General features: G+C 43.3%; 17 protein-coding genes and 1 riboswitch. Of the genes, 3 read left to right on the plus strand and 14 right to left on the minus strand.

The annotated features are described in order from the left end of the window. Nucleotides 1-167: 167 nt before the first annotated feature. Genes ACF3OH_RS09160 through ACF3OH_RS09190 form a run of 7 tightly spaced genes read right to left on the minus strand, consistent with a single transcriptional unit; the run spans nt 168 to nt 6,578 of the window. Nucleotides 168-1,187 carry an ABC transporter ATP-binding protein gene (locus tag ACF3OH_RS09160; RefSeq protein ID WP_392454196.1) on the minus strand — a complete coding sequence of 340 codons (1,020 nt, stop codon included), beginning with the start codon at nt 1,185-1,187 and terminating at the stop codon, nt 168-170. Next, the gene (locus ACF3OH_RS09165) at nt 1,184-1,978 is read right to left on the minus strand and encodes an ABC transporter permease (protein WP_392454198.1); all 795 of its coding nucleotides are present in this window, start codon (nt 1,976-1,978) and stop codon (nt 1,184-1,186) included. Before ACF3OH_RS09165 ends, ACF3OH_RS09160 begins: the two co-directional genes overlap by 4 nt. Continuing rightward, nucleotides 1,978-2,850, minus strand: coding sequence for an ABC transporter permease (locus ACF3OH_RS09170; protein WP_392454200.1), 873 nt, complete (start codon nt 2,848-2,850; stop codon nt 1,978-1,980). The genes ACF3OH_RS09165 and ACF3OH_RS09170 overlap by 1 nt, the downstream gene beginning before the upstream one ends. Next, a complete protein-coding gene (locus tag ACF3OH_RS09175; protein WP_392454202.1) occupies nt 2,834-4,066 on the minus strand; it encodes an ABC transporter substrate-binding protein in 1,233 nt (410 codons plus the stop codon). The genes ACF3OH_RS09170 and ACF3OH_RS09175 overlap by 17 nt, the downstream gene beginning before the upstream one ends. A 1-nt stretch (nt 4,067) precedes the next feature. After that, nucleotides 4,068-4,715, minus strand: a complete 648-nt coding sequence (locus tag ACF3OH_RS09180; RefSeq protein ID WP_392454204.1) for a TVP38/TMEM64 family protein — start codon at nt 4,713-4,715, stop codon at nt 4,068-4,070. Beyond that, nucleotides 4,712-5,164: a DUF1499 domain-containing protein gene (locus ACF3OH_RS09185; protein WP_392454206.1), complete on the minus strand. Its 453-nt coding sequence runs from the start codon at nt 5,162-5,164 to the stop codon at nt 4,712-4,714. Before ACF3OH_RS09185 ends, ACF3OH_RS09180 begins: the two co-directional genes overlap by 4 nt. Nucleotide 5,165: 1 nt before the next feature. Continuing rightward, nucleotides 5,166-6,578 carry a dihydrolipoyl dehydrogenase family protein gene (locus ACF3OH_RS09190; protein WP_392454208.1) on the minus strand — a complete coding sequence of 471 codons (1,413 nt, stop codon included), beginning with the start codon at nt 6,576-6,578 and terminating at the stop codon, nt 5,166-5,168. A gap of 75 nt (nt 6,579-6,653) precedes the next feature. Here ACF3OH_RS09190 and ACF3OH_RS09195 point away from each other — a divergent pair, with 75 nt between their 5' ends. Together ACF3OH_RS09195 and ACF3OH_RS09200 are read left to right on the plus strand one after the other, a co-directional pair. Then, nucleotides 6,654-7,247 carry a CDP-alcohol phosphatidyltransferase family protein gene (locus ACF3OH_RS09195; RefSeq protein ID WP_392454210.1) on the plus strand — a complete coding sequence of 198 codons (594 nt, stop codon included), beginning with the start codon at nt 6,654-6,656 and terminating at the stop codon, nt 7,245-7,247. Next, complete coding sequence (locus tag ACF3OH_RS09200) at nt 7,244-8,311, plus strand: FAD-dependent oxidoreductase (RefSeq protein ID WP_392454212.1); 1,068 nt, start codon at nt 7,244-7,246, stop codon at nt 8,309-8,311. Before ACF3OH_RS09195 ends, ACF3OH_RS09200 begins: the two co-directional genes overlap by 4 nt. A gap of 171 nt (nt 8,312-8,482) precedes the next feature. On the opposite strand, the gene ACF3OH_RS09205 is transcribed toward ACF3OH_RS09200, so the two are convergent. From ACF3OH_RS09205 to ACF3OH_RS09230, 6 genes are all read right to left on the minus strand, one after another. After that, the gene (locus ACF3OH_RS09205) at nt 8,483-8,830 is read right to left on the minus strand and encodes a YutD family protein (RefSeq protein ID WP_338032476.1); all 348 of its coding nucleotides are present in this window, start codon (nt 8,828-8,830) and stop codon (nt 8,483-8,485) included. Nucleotides 8,831-8,839: 9 nt separating this feature from the next. Next, nucleotides 8,840-9,769, minus strand: coding sequence for a lipoyl synthase (gene lipA / locus ACF3OH_RS09210; RefSeq protein WP_204591583.1), 930 nt, complete (start codon nt 9,767-9,769; stop codon nt 8,840-8,842). Nucleotides 9,770-9,883: 114 nt separating this feature from the next. Continuing rightward, on the minus strand, nt 9,884-11,449 hold the full coding sequence (locus tag ACF3OH_RS09215) for a Na+/H+ antiporter NhaC family protein (protein WP_392454214.1): 1,566 nt from the start codon (nt 11,447-11,449) through the stop codon (nt 9,884-9,886). 111 nt (nt 11,450-11,560) lie between these two features. Further along, a riboswitch (Lysine riboswitch) is annotated at nt 11,561-11,737 on the minus strand. Between the two features lie 163 nt (nt 11,738-11,900). Beyond that, nucleotides 11,901-13,250: a bifunctional metallophosphatase/5'-nucleotidase gene (locus ACF3OH_RS09220; protein ID WP_392454215.1), complete on the minus strand. Its 1,350-nt coding sequence runs from the start codon at nt 13,248-13,250 to the stop codon at nt 11,901-11,903. A gap of 11 nt (nt 13,251-13,261) precedes the next feature. Further along, nucleotides 13,262-14,077: a sulfite exporter TauE/SafE family protein gene (locus tag ACF3OH_RS09225; RefSeq protein WP_392454217.1), complete on the minus strand. Its 816-nt coding sequence runs from the start codon at nt 14,075-14,077 to the stop codon at nt 13,262-13,264. Then, nucleotides 14,077-14,928: a DUF72 domain-containing protein gene (locus ACF3OH_RS09230; RefSeq protein ID WP_392454219.1), complete on the minus strand. Its 852-nt coding sequence runs from the start codon at nt 14,926-14,928 to the stop codon at nt 14,077-14,079. The genes ACF3OH_RS09225 and ACF3OH_RS09230 overlap by 1 nt, the downstream gene beginning before the upstream one ends. Nucleotides 14,929-15,097: 169 nt before the next feature. Here ACF3OH_RS09230 and ACF3OH_RS09235 point away from each other — a divergent pair, with 169 nt between their 5' ends. Continuing rightward, on the plus strand, nt 15,098-15,310 hold the full coding sequence (locus tag ACF3OH_RS09235; protein WP_392454220.1) for a hypothetical protein: 213 nt from the start codon (nt 15,098-15,100) through the stop codon (nt 15,308-15,310). 31 nt (nt 15,311-15,341) lie between these two features. On the opposite strand, the gene sufB is transcribed toward ACF3OH_RS09235, so the two are convergent. Continuing rightward, nucleotides 15,342-16,739 carry a Fe-S cluster assembly protein SufB gene (gene sufB, locus ACF3OH_RS09240; RefSeq protein WP_392454222.1) on the minus strand — a complete coding sequence of 466 codons (1,398 nt, stop codon included), beginning with the start codon at nt 16,737-16,739 and terminating at the stop codon, nt 15,342-15,344. Nucleotides 16,740-16,742: the final 3 nt, after the last annotated feature.

The following is a 16,742-nucleotide window of genomic DNA, read 5'->3' on the forward strand; positions in this document are numbered from 1 at the left end:
TTCTTACTAGTAAGGGCTTGGGACTTCTGCATTTAACGCCCGAGTGATGCCCATTAGCGACCGAGAGCACTCATTTAACGACCGTAGTTTGTTCATTAGCGACCGAAACTCTCTGATTAACGCCCCTAATGATGTTATGGAAACTAAACACCCGGATCTTCAAGGAATTACTCCCGCAACAATACGAGGTCCTCATCTGGTAATCCAATTGTAATCGAGTCCCCTACTCGCAAGGCTTGTGCATCCGGGGTTAGTTTACGTACTGTGAGTTCATGCCCTTCCACCTCAACCACCGCTTCTATGTATCCCTTGTGATGCACGACCTCTTTTACCAAGCCCTGTAAAGATCCCTTCAACGAAATCGCTTCTGAAGGTATCGCCCACTGGTACTTTCCACTTTCAATCGATATAGTAGCTGCATATGTTCCAAATGGCGTCACGATGCTGTCCTGTTCGACTTTGACCGGAATAAAGTTTTTATAGCCTAAAAACTTTGCCACTGCTAAAGTAGCTGGAGACCTATACAGCGTTTGAGGATCCGCCACTTGCACGACTTCACCTGTTTGCATGAGCGCAATCCGGTCCGACAGATAAAAAGCTTCTTCTTGATCATGCGTGACACAAATTGTCGTGACACCCGTTTGCTGATGAACAGTTTTGACCAATTGTTGCATCTCGACTTTCAGTAAAGGATCTAATGCGCTAAAAGGTTCATCCAGTAAGAGTAAAGTCGGCTCAATGACCAAAGCTCGAGCCAATGAGACGCGTTGTTGTTGGCCACCTGACAACTCGTATGGATACCGCTTTCCATACCCTCCTAATCCGACTTCTGCAAGCACTTCTTCAGCCTTCTTCAATCGTTCTTTCTTCGCCACTTTTCGCATCCGAAGGCCAAATGCTACATTCTCTGCAATCGTCATATGTGGAAACAAATGAGGTTGTTGGAACATCATCGCAAACTGTCTATTCTCAGAAGGAACCGATGTTAGTTCTTTCCCTTGTTGATAGACCTCACCACCATCTGGTGCAATAAGTCCCGCTACAAGTTTTAATAAAGTTGTTTTCCCGCATCCAGAGGGGCCTAAAAGCGTCACAAATTCTCCAGATTGAATCGTTAACGAAACTGGAGCTAGCGTAAAGTCCTCCCCGTACGATTTGGAAAGATTTTTGATTTCAAATCCACTCATGACAGCCCTCCTTTTCTACTTGCATAATACGAACGAAGCCCTCCGTCTAAAAGTAAGACGAGAGCAAGTGCTACAGCAGAAAACACTAAAGTGTACGCTGCTCCAATCGCTGGATCCCCACCATTTAAAAATGGAACGAAGAGGATTGGCAACGTGATGACCTGACCTGCACCAATCAACAATGTCACACTATACTGACTCAGAGAAATCAGCATACTTAAAATAATGCCTGCCGTTAACCCAGGAATTAAGTGCGGCAAGATGACGTGATAAAAGCGTTGTGATTTTGTTGCACCAAGCATTTTTGCAGCATCTTCCGCTTCCTCGTTCATCGTTTGAAAACTAATCATGGCTGCTCGAATCACGTAGGGCATAGAAGGCGCAAGATGTACGAGGATGACACCCAACACTGTCTCCGTCAATCCAAGTCGTAAAAAGGTCAGATGGATGCCCATGACCGCTGCAAGCGCTGGTACAAAAATGGGTGCGAGGAGTACAGCTTCAATGACACTTTGAAAGCGCAATTTCTTTCGTGTTAATGCATACGCCGCTGGTATTCCCACCATCAAGTTGATGATTGTCACACAAAATGCAATCCACAAACTCAGGAAGGTGGCTGAAAGCGTCCGTGCAGATGGAGAGAAAACACTTTCCCACGCACGTAAATTAATCCCGTCCGGAATAATCGTCGGAAATCGCCACACTCCCCCGAAACTTGCGATGAGAGCTGGCACGAACGGTAAGGCAAAGATCAACCCGATTAAAAGTAAATAGACGGTCGAACGACGCATCACTCCCACCCCCGTTCATAGCTCTTCCGGTAAAAGCGATACGCAACTAGCCCTACAACCAATGCAGCCGTGGTCAATAACCACATAATGACGAGTGCTTCAGAACGGTCTGCAAAACTACCACTTGTGTACAGTTGGAAAGCATAGACTGGAAGTGTGGATGGGTACGTTACTCCTAATAGATACGGTACTTCAAATGAAGAGAGTGTATAAATAAAGACAATCAAACTAGCCGTGATGACCGCTGGCCGAATTGCAGGTAAGAGAACATGCCAAATATAGTGAGTAGTTGTAGCTCCGTATACTTTTGCTGCATCCAACCAATTGTCGTGGATTCGAGCAAGTACCGGATACACAAGTAAGGCGATGAACGGTGCTTCTTTCCAGCTATAGGTCAAAATCATTCCCAGCCCGAATCGGTCATTTACAGCAACAGGAAATTCTGAAGGAGCATCAATCCATCCAAAGGCATAGGCAAAGCGTGCAAGCAAACCACTTTGAGAGAGTAATAAAATCATGAAATAACCCGCCGCGAGATGAGGGATTGTCAATGGAAGTTGAAAAAGACGGAGCAGCCACCGTGCACTGGTCCGCCTAGCCATGAAATAAAGTGCAAGCGCTGCTCCAACTCCAAGAATTGTTGCACTGATTGTCGACAAAATCGCGACTCGGATTGTTAGAACGAGTGAGTCTCTAAAAAGCGGACTCATCACGACGTCTTGATACGCTTGGAGTGAAAATGTTGTAGTTCCTACAGCTGGAAAATAACCGAAGCTCTTAAACAATCCATCGATCAATCCACCAAAAAATAATACTCCTGTCAGCACAAGTGCTGGCAGTACAAGTAAATAGTCTTTAGTTCTGTGCCACATTCTCCAACCAGCCTTCCTCAATCCATTCGACATAGATGGATGGGATTTCTGCTATACGCTTTGATTCAAGCTCTTCAATGGATAAAGAGGCTTCCCCTAAATCAATCGCTGTAAAGACTTGTTGTTGTTCATCCGAAAGCTTAGAAAAATCAAGTACAGGAAGGTCGCCCCAGTTTGCAGGGTCTAGTTTCGCAGCTTGCGCTTCAACAGATAACAATTCATTGATCACTACGGCTGCTCCGAGTGGATTTTCTGCATTAAACGGGATGGCTAAATAATGGGTGTTCGACAACGTACCTCCATCAAAAATAAATGTGCGCGTCGAGTCTGGGAATCGTCCGTTTTGTACTTCGGCAGCTGCTTTGATTGGATCATAAGCCATTGTATATGCGACTTCTCCGTTCGTATAAAGTTGATCAAGACGGGCTAAACTCTCAGGATACGTATCTCCTGCTCGCCATAAATAAGGCTCTATCGCATTTAAATACTCCCATACCGGCTCCATGATTGTGTCAAACTCATCACGCTCCAGTGGCTCATCTGATGTGAATTGTTCCGTCCCTACAATTTCCTCTAGTGCATGGCGAACAAAAGCGCCTCCTGTGAAATCTGGAAGAGCAGGGTATGTAAATTGACCAGGATTGTCTTGGACCCACTGAGCGAGTTTATCAAAAGAAGTAGGCACATTGATAACATCTTCTGAGTTATACGTCATCACAAATTGTGCAGTCCCCCATGGAGCTTGCAAGTTGTCGACGGGAATGCCAAAATCCTCTGCAATTTGCGGCGCTTGTTGATCCACAAGTTCTGCTACGTTTGGCAGTTTATCCGCAAACGGTTGATTGAGCAAGTCGTTGTCCTTTGCATTTCTAAAATTCTCTCCGTTAATCCACATAATATCTATGCTGCCCGATTCTTTACCTGCTGTTTTTTCATCTAGTAGCTGCGTCAATATTTCTTGTGTATCATTCACTGGTACACGGTTAAGAGAAATGTCGTACTGCTCTTCTAGTCTCGGAGTGACCCACTCATCAAAGTAGCTATTGATGGAATCGCTGCCTCCCCACATGTAGAGATTTACAGTAGTTCCTTCTGCTTCTGTGGCTAACTCATTCCAGTCCTGCGAAAAGTCCGCCTCTGTTGCTACCTGCTCTTGACTACATGCCCCAAGCGCAAAAATGAGCGCACTAGAAGCAAGCATCCATCTCCTCTTCATCTTAGTCCCCCATTCGTTCTTTTTGTTGAAGTTTTTTCCGTACAATCAAACTGATCACTGTAAATAAAACGACTACGGTTAAAGCCGCTGCGATGACTCGCCAATCCCCTTCTAACAAACTTCCACCTAAAAAATTATAAGCAACTGTCCCAGGGAACATACCGATGACCGTGGCAAGAATATAAGGAAACCATTTAACACGAGCAAGTCCTGCCACATAACTTACAACGTCAAAGTTTAAGAATGGGACCAATCGAAACCAAAGCACATAAACAAAACCGTTCTCTTCCATCTGCCGTTTCGCTTTTTGCAAACGATCAATAGGTGCTGAAGAGCTCCATAACTTACTAAGTCTCTCAGCCATTACATACCCTACAACTGCACTTAAAGTAGCTCCAATTAGAGTATAAAGCGTTCCAAACCAAGCGCCAAACAAAACACCGCCTGTCAATGTGAGAACGGACGCGGGAAAGAAAACGAGTGGACGAAGTGCATAGATCACAATGTAGACTACAGGTGCCCATGGACCAAGTGACTCAATCCACGTCTTGATCCCTTCAGCAGACAGAGCTGGAAGAGAGTTGACAATATACGCTAGTAGAACAAATAGCAGAATACTGGCGATCGCAAGTTTTTTCTTGCGTGTCATTTGGTCTGTTCCAAGTAACGTGCATGAATTTTTTCATAGCGCTTTCGGTTCACACCCCCGTCAGAATAGCCAATTCGCGAGCCTGAACGCACGTGAATAACATCTTCTCCTTCACGAATCGCAAACTCAAGATCATCTTTGAATTTCATCAATTTTGTAGTTGCGACTGCATGAATATAGCGTGGTTCATGGGTCATGACTTCAATTGATTCCATCTCATCGAGTACCTCTAGAAGGTGCTTGATGGATTCACCTTCGGATCCTACAAACGGCAATGGCTCCACATAAGCAGACTGTTTATCCGTTTGAGAAGACACGGCATTTGGCGTCATCGGAAGCTCTCGTAGTTTCCCATTTTCTGCTCCTAAATCACGCGGTTGTGTCCACATTTTCATCATTCCTCCTGTAACTAAAATTCCGGTCAGTAGTACGCCGACTTTCCATTTCATACTACTCACTCTCCTTGTCACGCCATTTTGTCACTTGCTTGACAATTGGTTTGTTGAGGAGATTATCGACATAAATTTTCTTCCCGAGCTTCACGAGTATTTCACTATACGTCGGATACGGATGAATCACGCTAGAAAGTTTGCCCATATTAATTTCTAGCATTTTTAATGTTTGGATATGGCTAATAATCTCACCTGCTCGGTCACCTACAGCACTCGCCCCTAGAATCATCCCTTTTTTGTCGAGTATGACTTTTAATTCGCCCATATAATCCGGCTTTGTTTTCGCCCGGTCAAGCTCATCATAGGAATGCGTATACACTCGAATCGAATCACCGTGCTTACCACGAGCTTGTTTTTCTGTCAGTCCAGAGTGTCCGATTTCAGGGTCTGTATACGTACACCACGTAACATGCGAATAGTCCATTTTTCGACGAATCGGTAAAATCGCATCTTGTGCAGCTGTGATCCCTTGGGCATTCGCCATGTGGGATAGTTGATACGGTCCAACAACGTCTCCGATTGCATAGACGCCTTTTGCTGTAGTCTCCATATGCTGATCCACTTTGATTCGTTTCTTGCTGTACCCTACACCAGTCTTTTCTAGGCCGTATCCTTCTAATGTTGCTTGACGACCGAGTGCCACGAGGATTTTGTCTGCCGTCAAATCAAATTGCTTTCCATCCTTTTCGACAGTCAGGTGAATCTTTCCTCCCTGTTGTTTAACCGATTTGGCTTCTGTACCCGTGTGAATGTGTACACCTTCTGATTCCAAGCGGTCTTGCACTAGTTTCGCATGCTGCTCTTCGTCGTTTCCGAGGATACGAGGTCCTTTCTCCACTAGATGGACTTCTGTTCCTAGTCGAACAATGGCTTGAGCCATCTCGGAACCAATCGGGCCGCCCCCTAAAATAAGGAGACTTTTTGGGAATGTTTGTTGTTGAAACAAGTTTTCATTCGTCAAGTAGTCGATATCCTTAAGTCCTTCAATTGGAGGGATCAATGGTTTCGATCCAGTGGCAATGATGACTTTTTTTGCTTCGATCACTTCACCATTCACTTCAATACGATGCGCATCTAAAAATGTTGCTTTCCCCTGAATGAATTCAATTCCCGATTTTGCAAGGACTTCTGGCGACTCATTTTGATAAACGTCCTCCATGACCTGACGCACTTCTTCTAAAATCTTTTCTGTGTCTGGAGCAAAGTCAGGTACATATTTCCGCACATGATGAATTTCTTTCGCACGATTGATCAGTGCTTTAGAAGGAATACAACCCGACCAGGTACATTCTCCACCTGGTTTATTTTTATCGATCATAATGACTTTTTTTGAAAATCCGGCACCTGTGAAGGCTGCCGTTAATCCCGCTGCTCCAGCCCCGAGTATTAGGATATCTGTTTGTTTTGACATCTGTGTACCACCTCTCTTGTCTACTGTGTGTATAATGTAATCTATACCATACTTTAAATCGAAAGCGTGATGAATATGCTCGATACACATGCACGAAAATATGTGGACCCTGTAATTAACCAGACTGCCGGTAAACTTCTCGACTTCGGTTTGACAGCTACGCACGTAACACACATCGCGTTTGCTATCGGTGTCACCTCCGGCATTTGGATTTACTTAGGGAATCCTTGGCTTGCGCTAGCCACACTTTGGATCTCAGGATTTTTAGATGCGGTCGATGGTGCGATGGCTAGAAAATCCCGTTCTTCTGCTTGGGGAACTTTACTTGATGTGAGCTATGACCGATTGGTTGAAATAAGCGTCATTATAGGGCTCGCATTTCTCTATCCAGATTCAATGTGGGCATTACTGCTTCTCGCGTGCTCAATTATTTGGGCGATGACCATCTTTTTGACGGTCGGTTCATTAACTGAGAAAAAAGGGATGAAATCGTTTTATTATCAACCAGGGTTAGCGGAGAGAACGGAAGGATTCATTTTGTTCTCACTTATGATACTATTCCCCACCTACTTAACTTTACTCACGCTTCTGTTCTTAGCTGTAGAAATTTTCACTGCCCTGCAGCGTCTTCGTGAAGCCAAATCAATCTTAAAGGAGGATGCAGCATGAGAACGATTGTATTAGTTGGTGCAGGACATGCGCATCTTCACATCATTCGAGCATGGTCACGTGAACCAATACCGAACTGGCGTTTAGTCGTTCTTTCAAGCTCTTCGTATCAGTATTATTCGGGGATGTTCTCTGGTTATGCAGAAGGACACTATAATGAGAAAGAGACACGCGTGCCGCTCGTTCCTTTTTGTCGAATTGCGGGTGCATTGTTTTATGAAGAAACTGTTACGAAGATAGATGCTGCGACTCAGACGCTATATTGTGCTAGCGGAAAAAGCTATCCGTATGACTTAGTATCATTTGATATAGGATCTCGCATTGACATCCCACTCAATTTTGAGGAGATCTCACCTCAAATAAAACCTGCAGATAAGATGATTGAAGCGATCGAGTCAATACGAACAACCGAGCATCCCGTTGTAATTGGCGGTGGTGCAGCAGCAGTAGAAATGGCGCTATCTATTCATGAATGGCGAAAGAACAATGGCTACAGCAATCCTGTTCAGCTCATTAGCAAAAGCGCGTTGTTATCTGAGACGAATGCTCAACACTCTGTGCGCGATGAGCTTCGAGCAGCAGGTGTACATTTGAAAGAACAAGATTCACCGTCGTCCTTTCATGAAAGTGTGATAACGACGGCGTCTGGAAACATGTATCCTTGTACCTCAATGTTTTGGCTGACAGGAGCCTCTAGTTTCTCCCTATTTGCTGAAAGTGGGCTTGTCACGGAAGAGGGCTTTTTAGTTGTCACACCGACTCTTCAGGCAGCAGAACAACCTCTAATTTTTGCTGCAGGAGACTGTGCACACTTTGGTGAAGGAATTGCAAAGAATGGCGTACATGCGGTAAAACAAGGCCCCATCCTTTGGTATAACTTGCAGGCTATCATTTTGAATCAGAAGTTACGAGCGTATGAACCCAAATCTAACCAACTCTCAATTTTATCTCTCGGCAACCGTCGAGCTCTTGCTCTGTATGGTAACAAAAGTTTTAAAGGAAAACTTGCTTGGAAGCTAAAGAATCGAATCGATCAGAATTTCATGCGAAAATATCGATTGTAGGTAGATGTGGAGCCGACTTCAAGACGTTGAGTTCCGTTGCGGGGCTGCTTTCCGAGGGCGCGTCGATATTCGGCGATTGAAATCGAGTTGCGCCTCCTAGAAATCCCTCCGGAGTCAGCCCCTCCACTTCACTCAACTTACTTTTTAAATCTATAAAAAAAGAAGCCGGAACTAGTCCGCCTTCTCTTCTTTCACTACCTCTTCAATTGCTACCACTTCTGGTTGTTTCTCCACTTGAATCTTCCCAAGCTTCTTCAGCAAAAAGTAGGCACAGCCAAAATTACAATACTCTAAAATGTAATCGTGGATTGTCCCGATTTTTGTATCAAACGTCGCTTTGGAGTTTGAGTCTTCGTAGAATCCACGAAGTCGAAGTTGACCATAACCCCAGTCACCAAAAATATAATCATATTTTTGTAGGACATCGCTGTAGCGTTCTTCTAAAACCTCTTGATTAAACCCTTCGCGAAACTCTTCTACTACTTCATATTGAAAACCTTCTAAATGAATACGTGTCACTAGTTTCACCTAATTCTGCACAGCGAGTTCTTCTTCGCCAGCTGCTTGTCGTTGTTTTGCTGCAGCATTGACTTGTTCATCCGCATGGTAACTGCTTCGAACGAGTGGGCCCGCCTCACAATGCGAGAAGCCTTTTTCCATCGCAATTTTACGCAGCTTTCCGAACTCGTGTGGTGTGTAATATTTTTGTACTTTTAAATGTTTTTTCGTTGGTTGCAAATACTGACCGATCGTCATGATATCCACATTGTTTGCACGTAGGTCGTCCATAACTTCGATAATTTCTTCCCATGTCTCTCCAAGTCCAAGCATCAGTGACGACTTCGTTGGGATGTCCGGTTGCATCTCTTTTGCACGGCGTAAAAACTCAAGTGAGCGATCGTATGTAGCACGTGCACGAACCCTTGGTGTTAAGCGACGCACGGTTTCAATGTTGTGGTTTAAAATGTCTGGTTTTGCATCCATTAATGTGCGCAGGTTTTCTTCCACCCCACCCATGTCAGAAGGTAAAACTTCAACTGTTGTGAATGGATTTTTGCGACGAATCGCACGTACCGTTTCTGCAAATACTTTTGAACCGCCATCTTTTAAATCATCACGTGCTACAGCTGTGACTACAGCATGTTTCAAGTTCATGATGACAACGCTATCTGCTACGCGTTCTGGTTCTGCGAGGTCTAGCTCATTTGGAAGTCCAGTTTTCACAGCACAGAAACGACACGCACGCGTACAAACTGCACCCAAAATCATGAATGTAGCAGTACGACGTGTTCCCCAACACTCATGAATGTTTGGACAACGCGCTTCTTCACATACAGTATTTAGATTATTTTCACGCATTAATTTTTTCAAGCCTGTATACTCTTCATTGGTATTGAGTTTAATTTTTAGCCACTCCGGCTTACGTTCGCGTTCTGTAGTTGGTTTACAAGATGTCATTGCGGTAGCCCCCATCCTTAGTCTATCCTGTTGTCAATATATCATACTTTAGAATTCCCTACAATTGACTGTCATGACAAAACCACCGGCAAATTTCGCTGGTGGTTTCATTTATTATGCCGTCTTTTCTTGTACTTTTTCTTTTGCCGTCCAGAAAATAAACAATGCAATAAGTAACACGATAACTACGCCAAGTCCAATCCAAGCTGAACCTGTAAATCCAAGTGTTAAATAGCCCACAGTGGCAATGACTGCACTAATGATGGCATACGGAAGTTGTGTTGTGACGTGATCATACAGGTTGGATCCTGCTCCTGTTGCAGACATGATCGTCGTATCTGAAATCGGTGAACAGTGATCTCCAAATACTGCTCCAGCAAGTACAGCTGATAGTACTGGTAGAAGAAGTTCTGGATTCACAGCCATTGCGATATCTGCTCCAATCGGAATCAATATTCCAAATGAGCCCCACGACGTTCCTGTTGAGAATGCCATAACTGCCGTCAACACAAATAACAATGCTGGTAAAATCCACTCTGGAATATTGTTGTTGCTTACGACTTGTGCCAAGTACTCACCTGTTTGCAATTCAGAAATCAAGTATGTGAGCGCCCAAGCAAAAATCAGAATAAGTACTGCTGGCATCATCGAGCGAATTCCGGATAGAAATGCCGTTCCGATATGCGCTGCATCCGCTTCTGGATTTTTATCAAACTGACGCAGATACAAGAACAACGCAACAGTTACACCCGCAAGTCCACCAATCAATAGAGATTTCGGTACATCAGTGTTTTCGAAAATCGTAAACAGATTCCATGAACCACCTGCTTGATTACCCGTCACGAGCATCGCACCAACTGTAGCTGCAATGAGCGTTACAATTGGTAGGACTAAGTCTGTCACTTTTCCATGATTGTGCTCAGGAAATTCTTCTTTGATTTCTCCAGCCACGTCTTTTTCTGGGTCAAACAGTTGACCTGTTTCAAGAGCACGACGCTCGTGTGCCTTCATTGCAAATAAATCAAAATCTGTTGCAGCTACGAAGAATACAACGGCAATCGCCGCTACTACGTAGTAATTCATTGGTGCCATCAATACAAATGCTTCTAGAGGTGTGTACGCAACAATTGCGTACGTTGTAAAAATACCACCAAGCAAACTGATCAAATACGCGCCCCAACTAGAGATTGGCGAGACAACACAAATCGGTGCAGATGTAGAATCAATAAAATAAGCTAGTTTTGCACGGGAGATTTTGTGTGAATCTGTGATAGGTCGAGCAATTTGACCAACCGCTAATGCATTAAAATAGTCATCGATAAAAATTAAGATTCCAATAAATGCAGTAAGCAATTTTGCGCCGCGACGTGTCTTGACGCGCTTCATAGCCCAAGCAGCAAACGCTCGGCTACCTCCTGATAATGTAACAAGTGCAGTAATAACGCCTAAGCTTAGAATAAATAATAAAATGAAGACGTTGTACGCATTGAATCCGTCATCCCAAAACGATAGTTGGAATGCCGCCCATAATGATTGCAGAGAATCTACTGGTGCAAATTCATGTAGTAAAAATGCGGCCGAGACTATCCCGACACCTAGTGATAATAATACTCGACGTGTAATGAGTACCATTGTGATTGCCAACACCGGTGGCAAAAGTGAAAAAATTGTAGCTTCCATTGACGTTTCTCCTCCTTTTAGGCGGAGTTACAGATCATAAAAGTGAAACAAAAAACCAGCCTAAATAAATCATTAGGCTGGCATACAAGGGAATTTCCCTTAACTGTCTCAACTGACTGTAGCTCTCCATTTGCCGAATGCAAATGACAGTGTTATTTTTATTCAAAATAACCCCAATGATTTATGTGTGACGACACAAATCACTTCGGCAAAGCTTCCTTTTTAACACGATCTTAGTTGTCAAACTCCCGTATTATACTCTTAAGCTCTGCGGCCTCTACCTAGATAATATTCAATTCCCTTTAAGCTTAACAAGAATAAAGACGTCTGACAACCCCTTATTTTCAGGCGAGAGGAACAAAAAATACAACGCCTCCCTCTTCCTGGATCGTTTCCATGTCATACTCAATATCATTTAAGTACGGAAGACTACTTAAATCTCCTCCTTTGTTTACTTTATGCGTTTAGAATCATTTGATGAAGCGGAATAGTGAATAAATACATCTCGAATTGTTTCAGGCATAAAATATACTTTTGGTAATTCTTTAAATCTCGGGAAGAAGTACCCGAACGTGAACATATCCACTGTAGCCAGCTTATAGTTTTTCTTAGTCTCTAATGGCTCCCCATTCACCTGGTACCCTACGCCAGTTTTCACAAAGTTCGCGAAAATCAACTTCCCAAGTTGCTTTCCTCGAAATCCTAAACCGCGTACTTCAAGCGTTGGCCACTTGTCATTTTGAGCGATCCTATAGGCTTCAATCAAATCAGCACCTGTACAAGTGACAATACATGGATTGATGGGATGCGGTAACAAATCATGCATCATCTTCGCAGATATTTCTCCTGGATAGAGGTCTGTAAGTAACAACCCCGCAGGAAAAAGCGCGCAATCCGCTTCTGTATAGGTGATGAGCGCTTCGCCTAATCGTTCACTTAATTTTGATTCCACTTCCCATGCGGTTGGAAGATGTTCATCGTTTGAAAAAACCGAGACCTCTAATAGTTTTTCTCCACGTTCTATTAGTTTGCTGTTTGTCGTATCCGATGAGCTCGGCTGCACTGGATGCAGTGTCGTGGTGATTGTAGGTGCAGTTTCAGTAAACTGGATGACAGCTACACCTATGTGCATTCCCCATTTTCCTCCTGCCGATAAATGCGTACGTCCCCAAACGTAATTATCTGAATACGTGTGATGAGTGTGTGCTCCAAATAGTAAATCGACTTCGGGAAATTGTTCTGCGATTTCTTCTTCCATTGTTCGTCCCACATGCGCAAGACATAGTACCAAATCTACTTGAGGTGCCAGCACTTGAATAATCTCTTTTACGGAATCAAGTGGAGATGTAACGTGCCATCCAAGTTGCTTGTAGTATTCGTCGTAAGCAGCAGTGACACCAAATAGACCGATTCTCTTTCCGAACGATGTGGTGTGAATCACATAAGGATGTAACCACTCTGGTCTCGTGCCGTCTGGTTCAAAAAAATTACTGAGTACGACCTCAAACTGAGCTTCTGAATACAGGGTCTCTAACTGTTCATGAGAAAGTGTAATCCCTTCATTGTTTCCGATTGTTACAAAATGATAGCCTGCTTCATTTAAAAGTTCCACATTCCCTTTTCCAGCTGTCGCTTCAGTAAAGACATGGGAACGGTCTAAATGATCACCGAGGTCCATGACTAGTAGATCGTCTCCAGCAGGCAAACTTTTCTTATAAGCCGTAATCTTCGCTACTATCGCTTCCCAATTTTCAAAATGACTATGTAAATCGTTTGTATGAATAATATGAAGTGTCCCCATCTCTTCACCTCCTACATGAGTCCGTCGTATATAGAACGTATGCCTAATAGCAATAACACAATTTGAAGTAAGATGACTAAACTATCTGAGTTTAGACGATGATTTAAGTATGCCCCTACTTTTGCTCCGATGTAGGCTGCAGGAATAACCGGAATCGTGTATAGCCAGGGTACATTGCCGAGTGATATATGTGTGATGGAATTGACGAGTGCTGATAAAAATACCATGAACATAGACGTTCCGACTGCTACATGTGGTGGGAATAAGAAGAGCAATAACATAGCCGGTACGAGCATAGAGCCTCCACCTATTCCGAATAATCCCGAACTAAATCCTATTCCGAAGGTTAAGAGAACAGCGAACCAAATCGGATATCCGTACACATAGGTACCTCTTGCATCTTCAAATGTTGTCTTCCGACCATTTTTCACAAACCATTCCACTGGTTTCACGTACTTACGTACAAGAAGTAATAGTGCGAGAAAAACCATCATGATACCAAAATACAATTGAAACGATGGAAGATCCAGCCCTCTGTTTACAAATGCACCGACAACAGTTCCAGGTGCGCTCCCTGCAAAAAAGATGAAGCCACTTTTAAAATCTACCGTCTTCTTTTTCATGTAGGCAATTGTTGAAGATAGCCCGACGAAAATCATCATAATGACGGATAAACCCACTACGGTTTGTGGCGTAATACCGTCGATCCAGCCGATAGAGCCTAAGTAGACAATAGCCGGGACTAAGATGACGCCGCCGCCAAGTCCAACGACAGACCCTACAATTCCACTAAAAAGACCAATAACTACTAATAACAGCCATTCCATTACAATTCTCCTCCGAATAAATCAAGCTGCTTAGGTGCAAGGCCCTCATAGGTGATGTCGAGCATCTGTTGCAGATGTTTTGCATTAGCTGCTGCATGTCCACCCGAGTTGTTATTGAACAATACAAAGGTTGTGTCTGCTTGTTGATTTATTTTTTTTATTTCTTCAGCAAGTTGTTCTAATTCTTTTTTTGAATAGTCATAGAGATAGCGAATTTCTCGCCAGTTCTGACGTGTAACAGGTGCCTGCCAAGCCGCAACATTTCGACCGTGAAAGCGAAGTAAGGCTTTGCTCGCGGTGACTTCTGGAACAAATGGAATACTTCCCTCTCCAGACTGCGGTTCATCACAAATACTATGGATAAAGTTGTTTTCTTTTAAAAATTCGAACGTTTTCTCTCGGAACCGTTCCTCGTACCAGGATTGATGGCGGAATTCAATCGCCACATCAAACTCTTCTAGTTCTGATCGTAATCTTCGAAGCTCTTCCACATTCTCTTTTGTACAATCAAACCAAGGTGGATATTGAGCTAAAATGGCGCCTAGCTTCCCAGCTTCTTTATAGGGGCGGACAGCGAGTCGATAGGCTTCAAATGCTTCGTCTAGAGAAGCGAAAGGACTTTCTTCTCGCAAGTGTCCCGTAAGTTGTTGGTAAGTTTTAATAATGAATTGAAAGGTATCTGGCGTTTCGGCAATCCATTTTTCATTGTTTTTTTGGGGTTGTACTGCATAAAACATGGCATCAAGTTCCACAATCGGAAAATGGGCGCTGTAGTCTTGTAATCTTTGTTTTGCAGTCCCTTGATACAAGTCAGGATGATCTCCCCATCCTGTAAGACCAAGCTGTATCATATCCTCACCTCTTCTATAGTAGTGTACCATTTTCATTCTCGAAATTTCTTTGATTCTCTCTTGGTTTATAGTTTTTAAGAGGGGGTATTATAGTAGTATAAGGAGTGCTCATCTCGTAACTCGTGCTAAGTGTTCTTTCTAGGAGGAGCGTTTGGCGGGAGGTGACATGATGAATAGATTCTATGGAATCGATGCACTGCTTGAGTACTTGAATCAGCAAAGTGAAGAACGCTTTTCTGAAGCTGAAATTCTATTTCTAATCGAAAAACGTTTGATACCTCATTATGTATCTTTTGGTAAACGCTATTCTTTCCAAAAAGAATACATAGATAGCTGGCTCATTTCGTACAATAAACAAAAAACTCTGTTTCCCGGGTTGTAATCCGGGAACAGAGTTTTTTTATTATTATTTATTATCCAATAGAGCCTTCCATCTCGAACTTAATTAGACGGTTCATCTCTACTGCGTATTCCATTGGAAGTTCTTTTGTGAATGGTTCGATGAAGCCCATAACGATCATTTCTGTCGCTTCTTCTTCACTCAAACCACGACTCATCAAGTAGAACAGTTGCTCTTCAGACACTTTCGAAACTTTCGCTTCGTGCTCAAGAGAAATATTGTCATTCATGATTTCGTTGTAAGGAATTGTATCCGATGTCGATTGGTTATCCATAATCAACGTATCACACTCGATGTTGGCACGAGCTCCGTGTGCGTTACGTCCGAAACGAACGATTCCGCGGTACGTTACTTTACCACCTTGCTTCGAAATCGATTTCGAAACGATTGTCGAAGACGTATTTGGTGCCAAGTGAAGCATTTTTGCTCCAGCATCTTGGTGTTGGCCTTTACCAGCAAGTGCGATAGAAAGTGTCATACCACGCGCGCCTTCACCTTTTAAGATACATGCTGGGTACTTCATTGTTAGCTTAGAACCGATGTTTCCATCAATCCATTCCATTGTTCCGTTCGCTTCAACTACTGTACGCTTCGTTACTAAGTTGTATACGTTGTTCGCCCAGTTTTGAATCGTTGTGTAACGGCAGTACGCATCTTTTTTCACGATAATTTCAACTACAGCTGAGTGAAGTGAGTTTGTCGTGTAAACAGGTGCTGTACATCCTTCTACATAGTGAACAGATGCGCCTTCATCTACGATGATCAACGTACGCTCAAACTGCCCCATGTTTTCAGAGTTGATACGGAAGTAGGCTTGAAGTGGAGTATCTACTTTGATTCCTTTTGGAACGTAGATGAATGATCCACCAGACCATACAGCCGAGTTTAATGCAGAGAACTTGTTATCAGATGCCGGGATTACTGTACCCCAGTACTCTTTAAAGATCTCTTCATTTTCACGAAGTGCAGAATCTGTATCTTTAAAGACGATTCCTAGATCTTCAAGTTCTTCTTTCATGTTGTGGTAAACAACCTCAGATTCATACTGAGCAGAAACACCTGCTAAGTACTTTTGTTCTGCTTCAGGAATACCAAGTTTATCAAACGTACGCTTGATTTCTTCTGGTACTTCATCCCAAGAACGTTCCGTTTGTTGTGAAGGTTTTACGTAATATGTGATCTCGTCGAAGTTTAATTCGCCAAGCTCTCCACCCCATTGTGGCATTGGTTTTGCGTAAAAAATCTCCAATGCTTTTAGACGGTAGTCAAGCATCCATTGTGGCTCATTTTTCATACGAGAAATCTCTTCAACGATTTCACGTGTCAACCCGCGTTTAGAACGGAAAATCGAGACATCTTTGTCATGGAAGCCATATTTATAATCGCCAATATCCGGCATTTTTTTAGCCATAGT

The sequence above is a fragment of the Chryseomicrobium aureum genome (assembly GCF_043182735.1).
Lineage (GTDB): Bacteria > Bacillota > Bacilli > Bacillales_A > Planococcaceae > Chryseomicrobium > Chryseomicrobium aureum.

Bases quoted from the DNA above. Each gene is read 5' to 3' on its own strand.
- ACF3OH_RS09225 (WP_392454217.1), bottom strand. From the start codon at position 14,077: ATGGAATGGCTGTTATTAGTAGTTATTGGTCTTTTTAGTGGAATTGTA.
- ACF3OH_RS09170 (WP_392454200.1), bottom strand. From the start codon at position 2,850: ATGTGGCACAGAACTAAAGACTATTTACTTGTACTGCCAGCACTTGTG.
- ACF3OH_RS09180 (WP_392454204.1), bottom strand. From the start codon at position 4,715: ATGACACGCAAGAAAAAACTTGCGATCGCCAGTATTCTGCTATTTGTT.
- lipA (WP_204591583.1), bottom strand. From the start codon at position 9,769: ATGACATCTTGTAAACCAACTACAGAACGCGAACGTAAGCCGGAGTGG.
- ACF3OH_RS09175 (WP_392454202.1), bottom strand. From the start codon at position 4,066: ATGAAGAGGAGATGGATGCTTGCTTCTAGTGCGCTCATTTTTGCGCTT.
- ACF3OH_RS09160 (WP_392454196.1), bottom strand. From the start codon at position 1,187: ATGAGTGGATTTGAAATCAAAAATCTTTCCAAATCGTACGGGGAGGAC.
- ACF3OH_RS09190 (WP_392454208.1), bottom strand. From the start codon at position 6,578: ATGTCAAAACAAACAGATATCCTAATACTCGGGGCTGGAGCAGCGGGA.
- ACF3OH_RS09235 (WP_392454220.1), top strand. From the start codon at position 15,098: ATGAATAGATTCTATGGAATCGATGCACTGCTTGAGTACTTGAATCAG.
- ACF3OH_RS09215 (WP_392454214.1), bottom strand. From the start codon at position 11,449: ATGGAAGCTACAATTTTTTCACTTTTGCCACCGGTGTTGGCAATCACA.
- ACF3OH_RS09220 (WP_392454215.1), bottom strand. From the start codon at position 13,250: ATGGGGACACTTCATATTATTCATACAAACGATTTACATAGTCATTTT.
- ACF3OH_RS09195 (WP_392454210.1), top strand. From the start codon at position 6,654: ATGCTCGATACACATGCACGAAAATATGTGGACCCTGTAATTAACCAG.
- sufB (WP_392454222.1), bottom strand. From the start codon at position 16,739: ATGGCTAAAAAAATGCCGGATATTGGCGATTATAAATATGGCTTCCAT.
- ACF3OH_RS09185 (WP_392454206.1), bottom strand. From the start codon at position 5,164: ATGAAATGGAAAGTCGGCGTACTACTGACCGGAATTTTAGTTACAGGA.
- ACF3OH_RS09200 (WP_392454212.1), top strand. From the start codon at position 7,244: ATGAGAACGATTGTATTAGTTGGTGCAGGACATGCGCATCTTCACATC.
- ACF3OH_RS09165 (WP_392454198.1), bottom strand. From the start codon at position 1,978: ATGCGTCGTTCGACCGTCTATTTACTTTTAATCGGGTTGATCTTTGCC.
- ACF3OH_RS09230 (WP_392454219.1), bottom strand. From the start codon at position 14,928: ATGATACAGCTTGGTCTTACAGGATGGGGAGATCATCCTGACTTGTAT.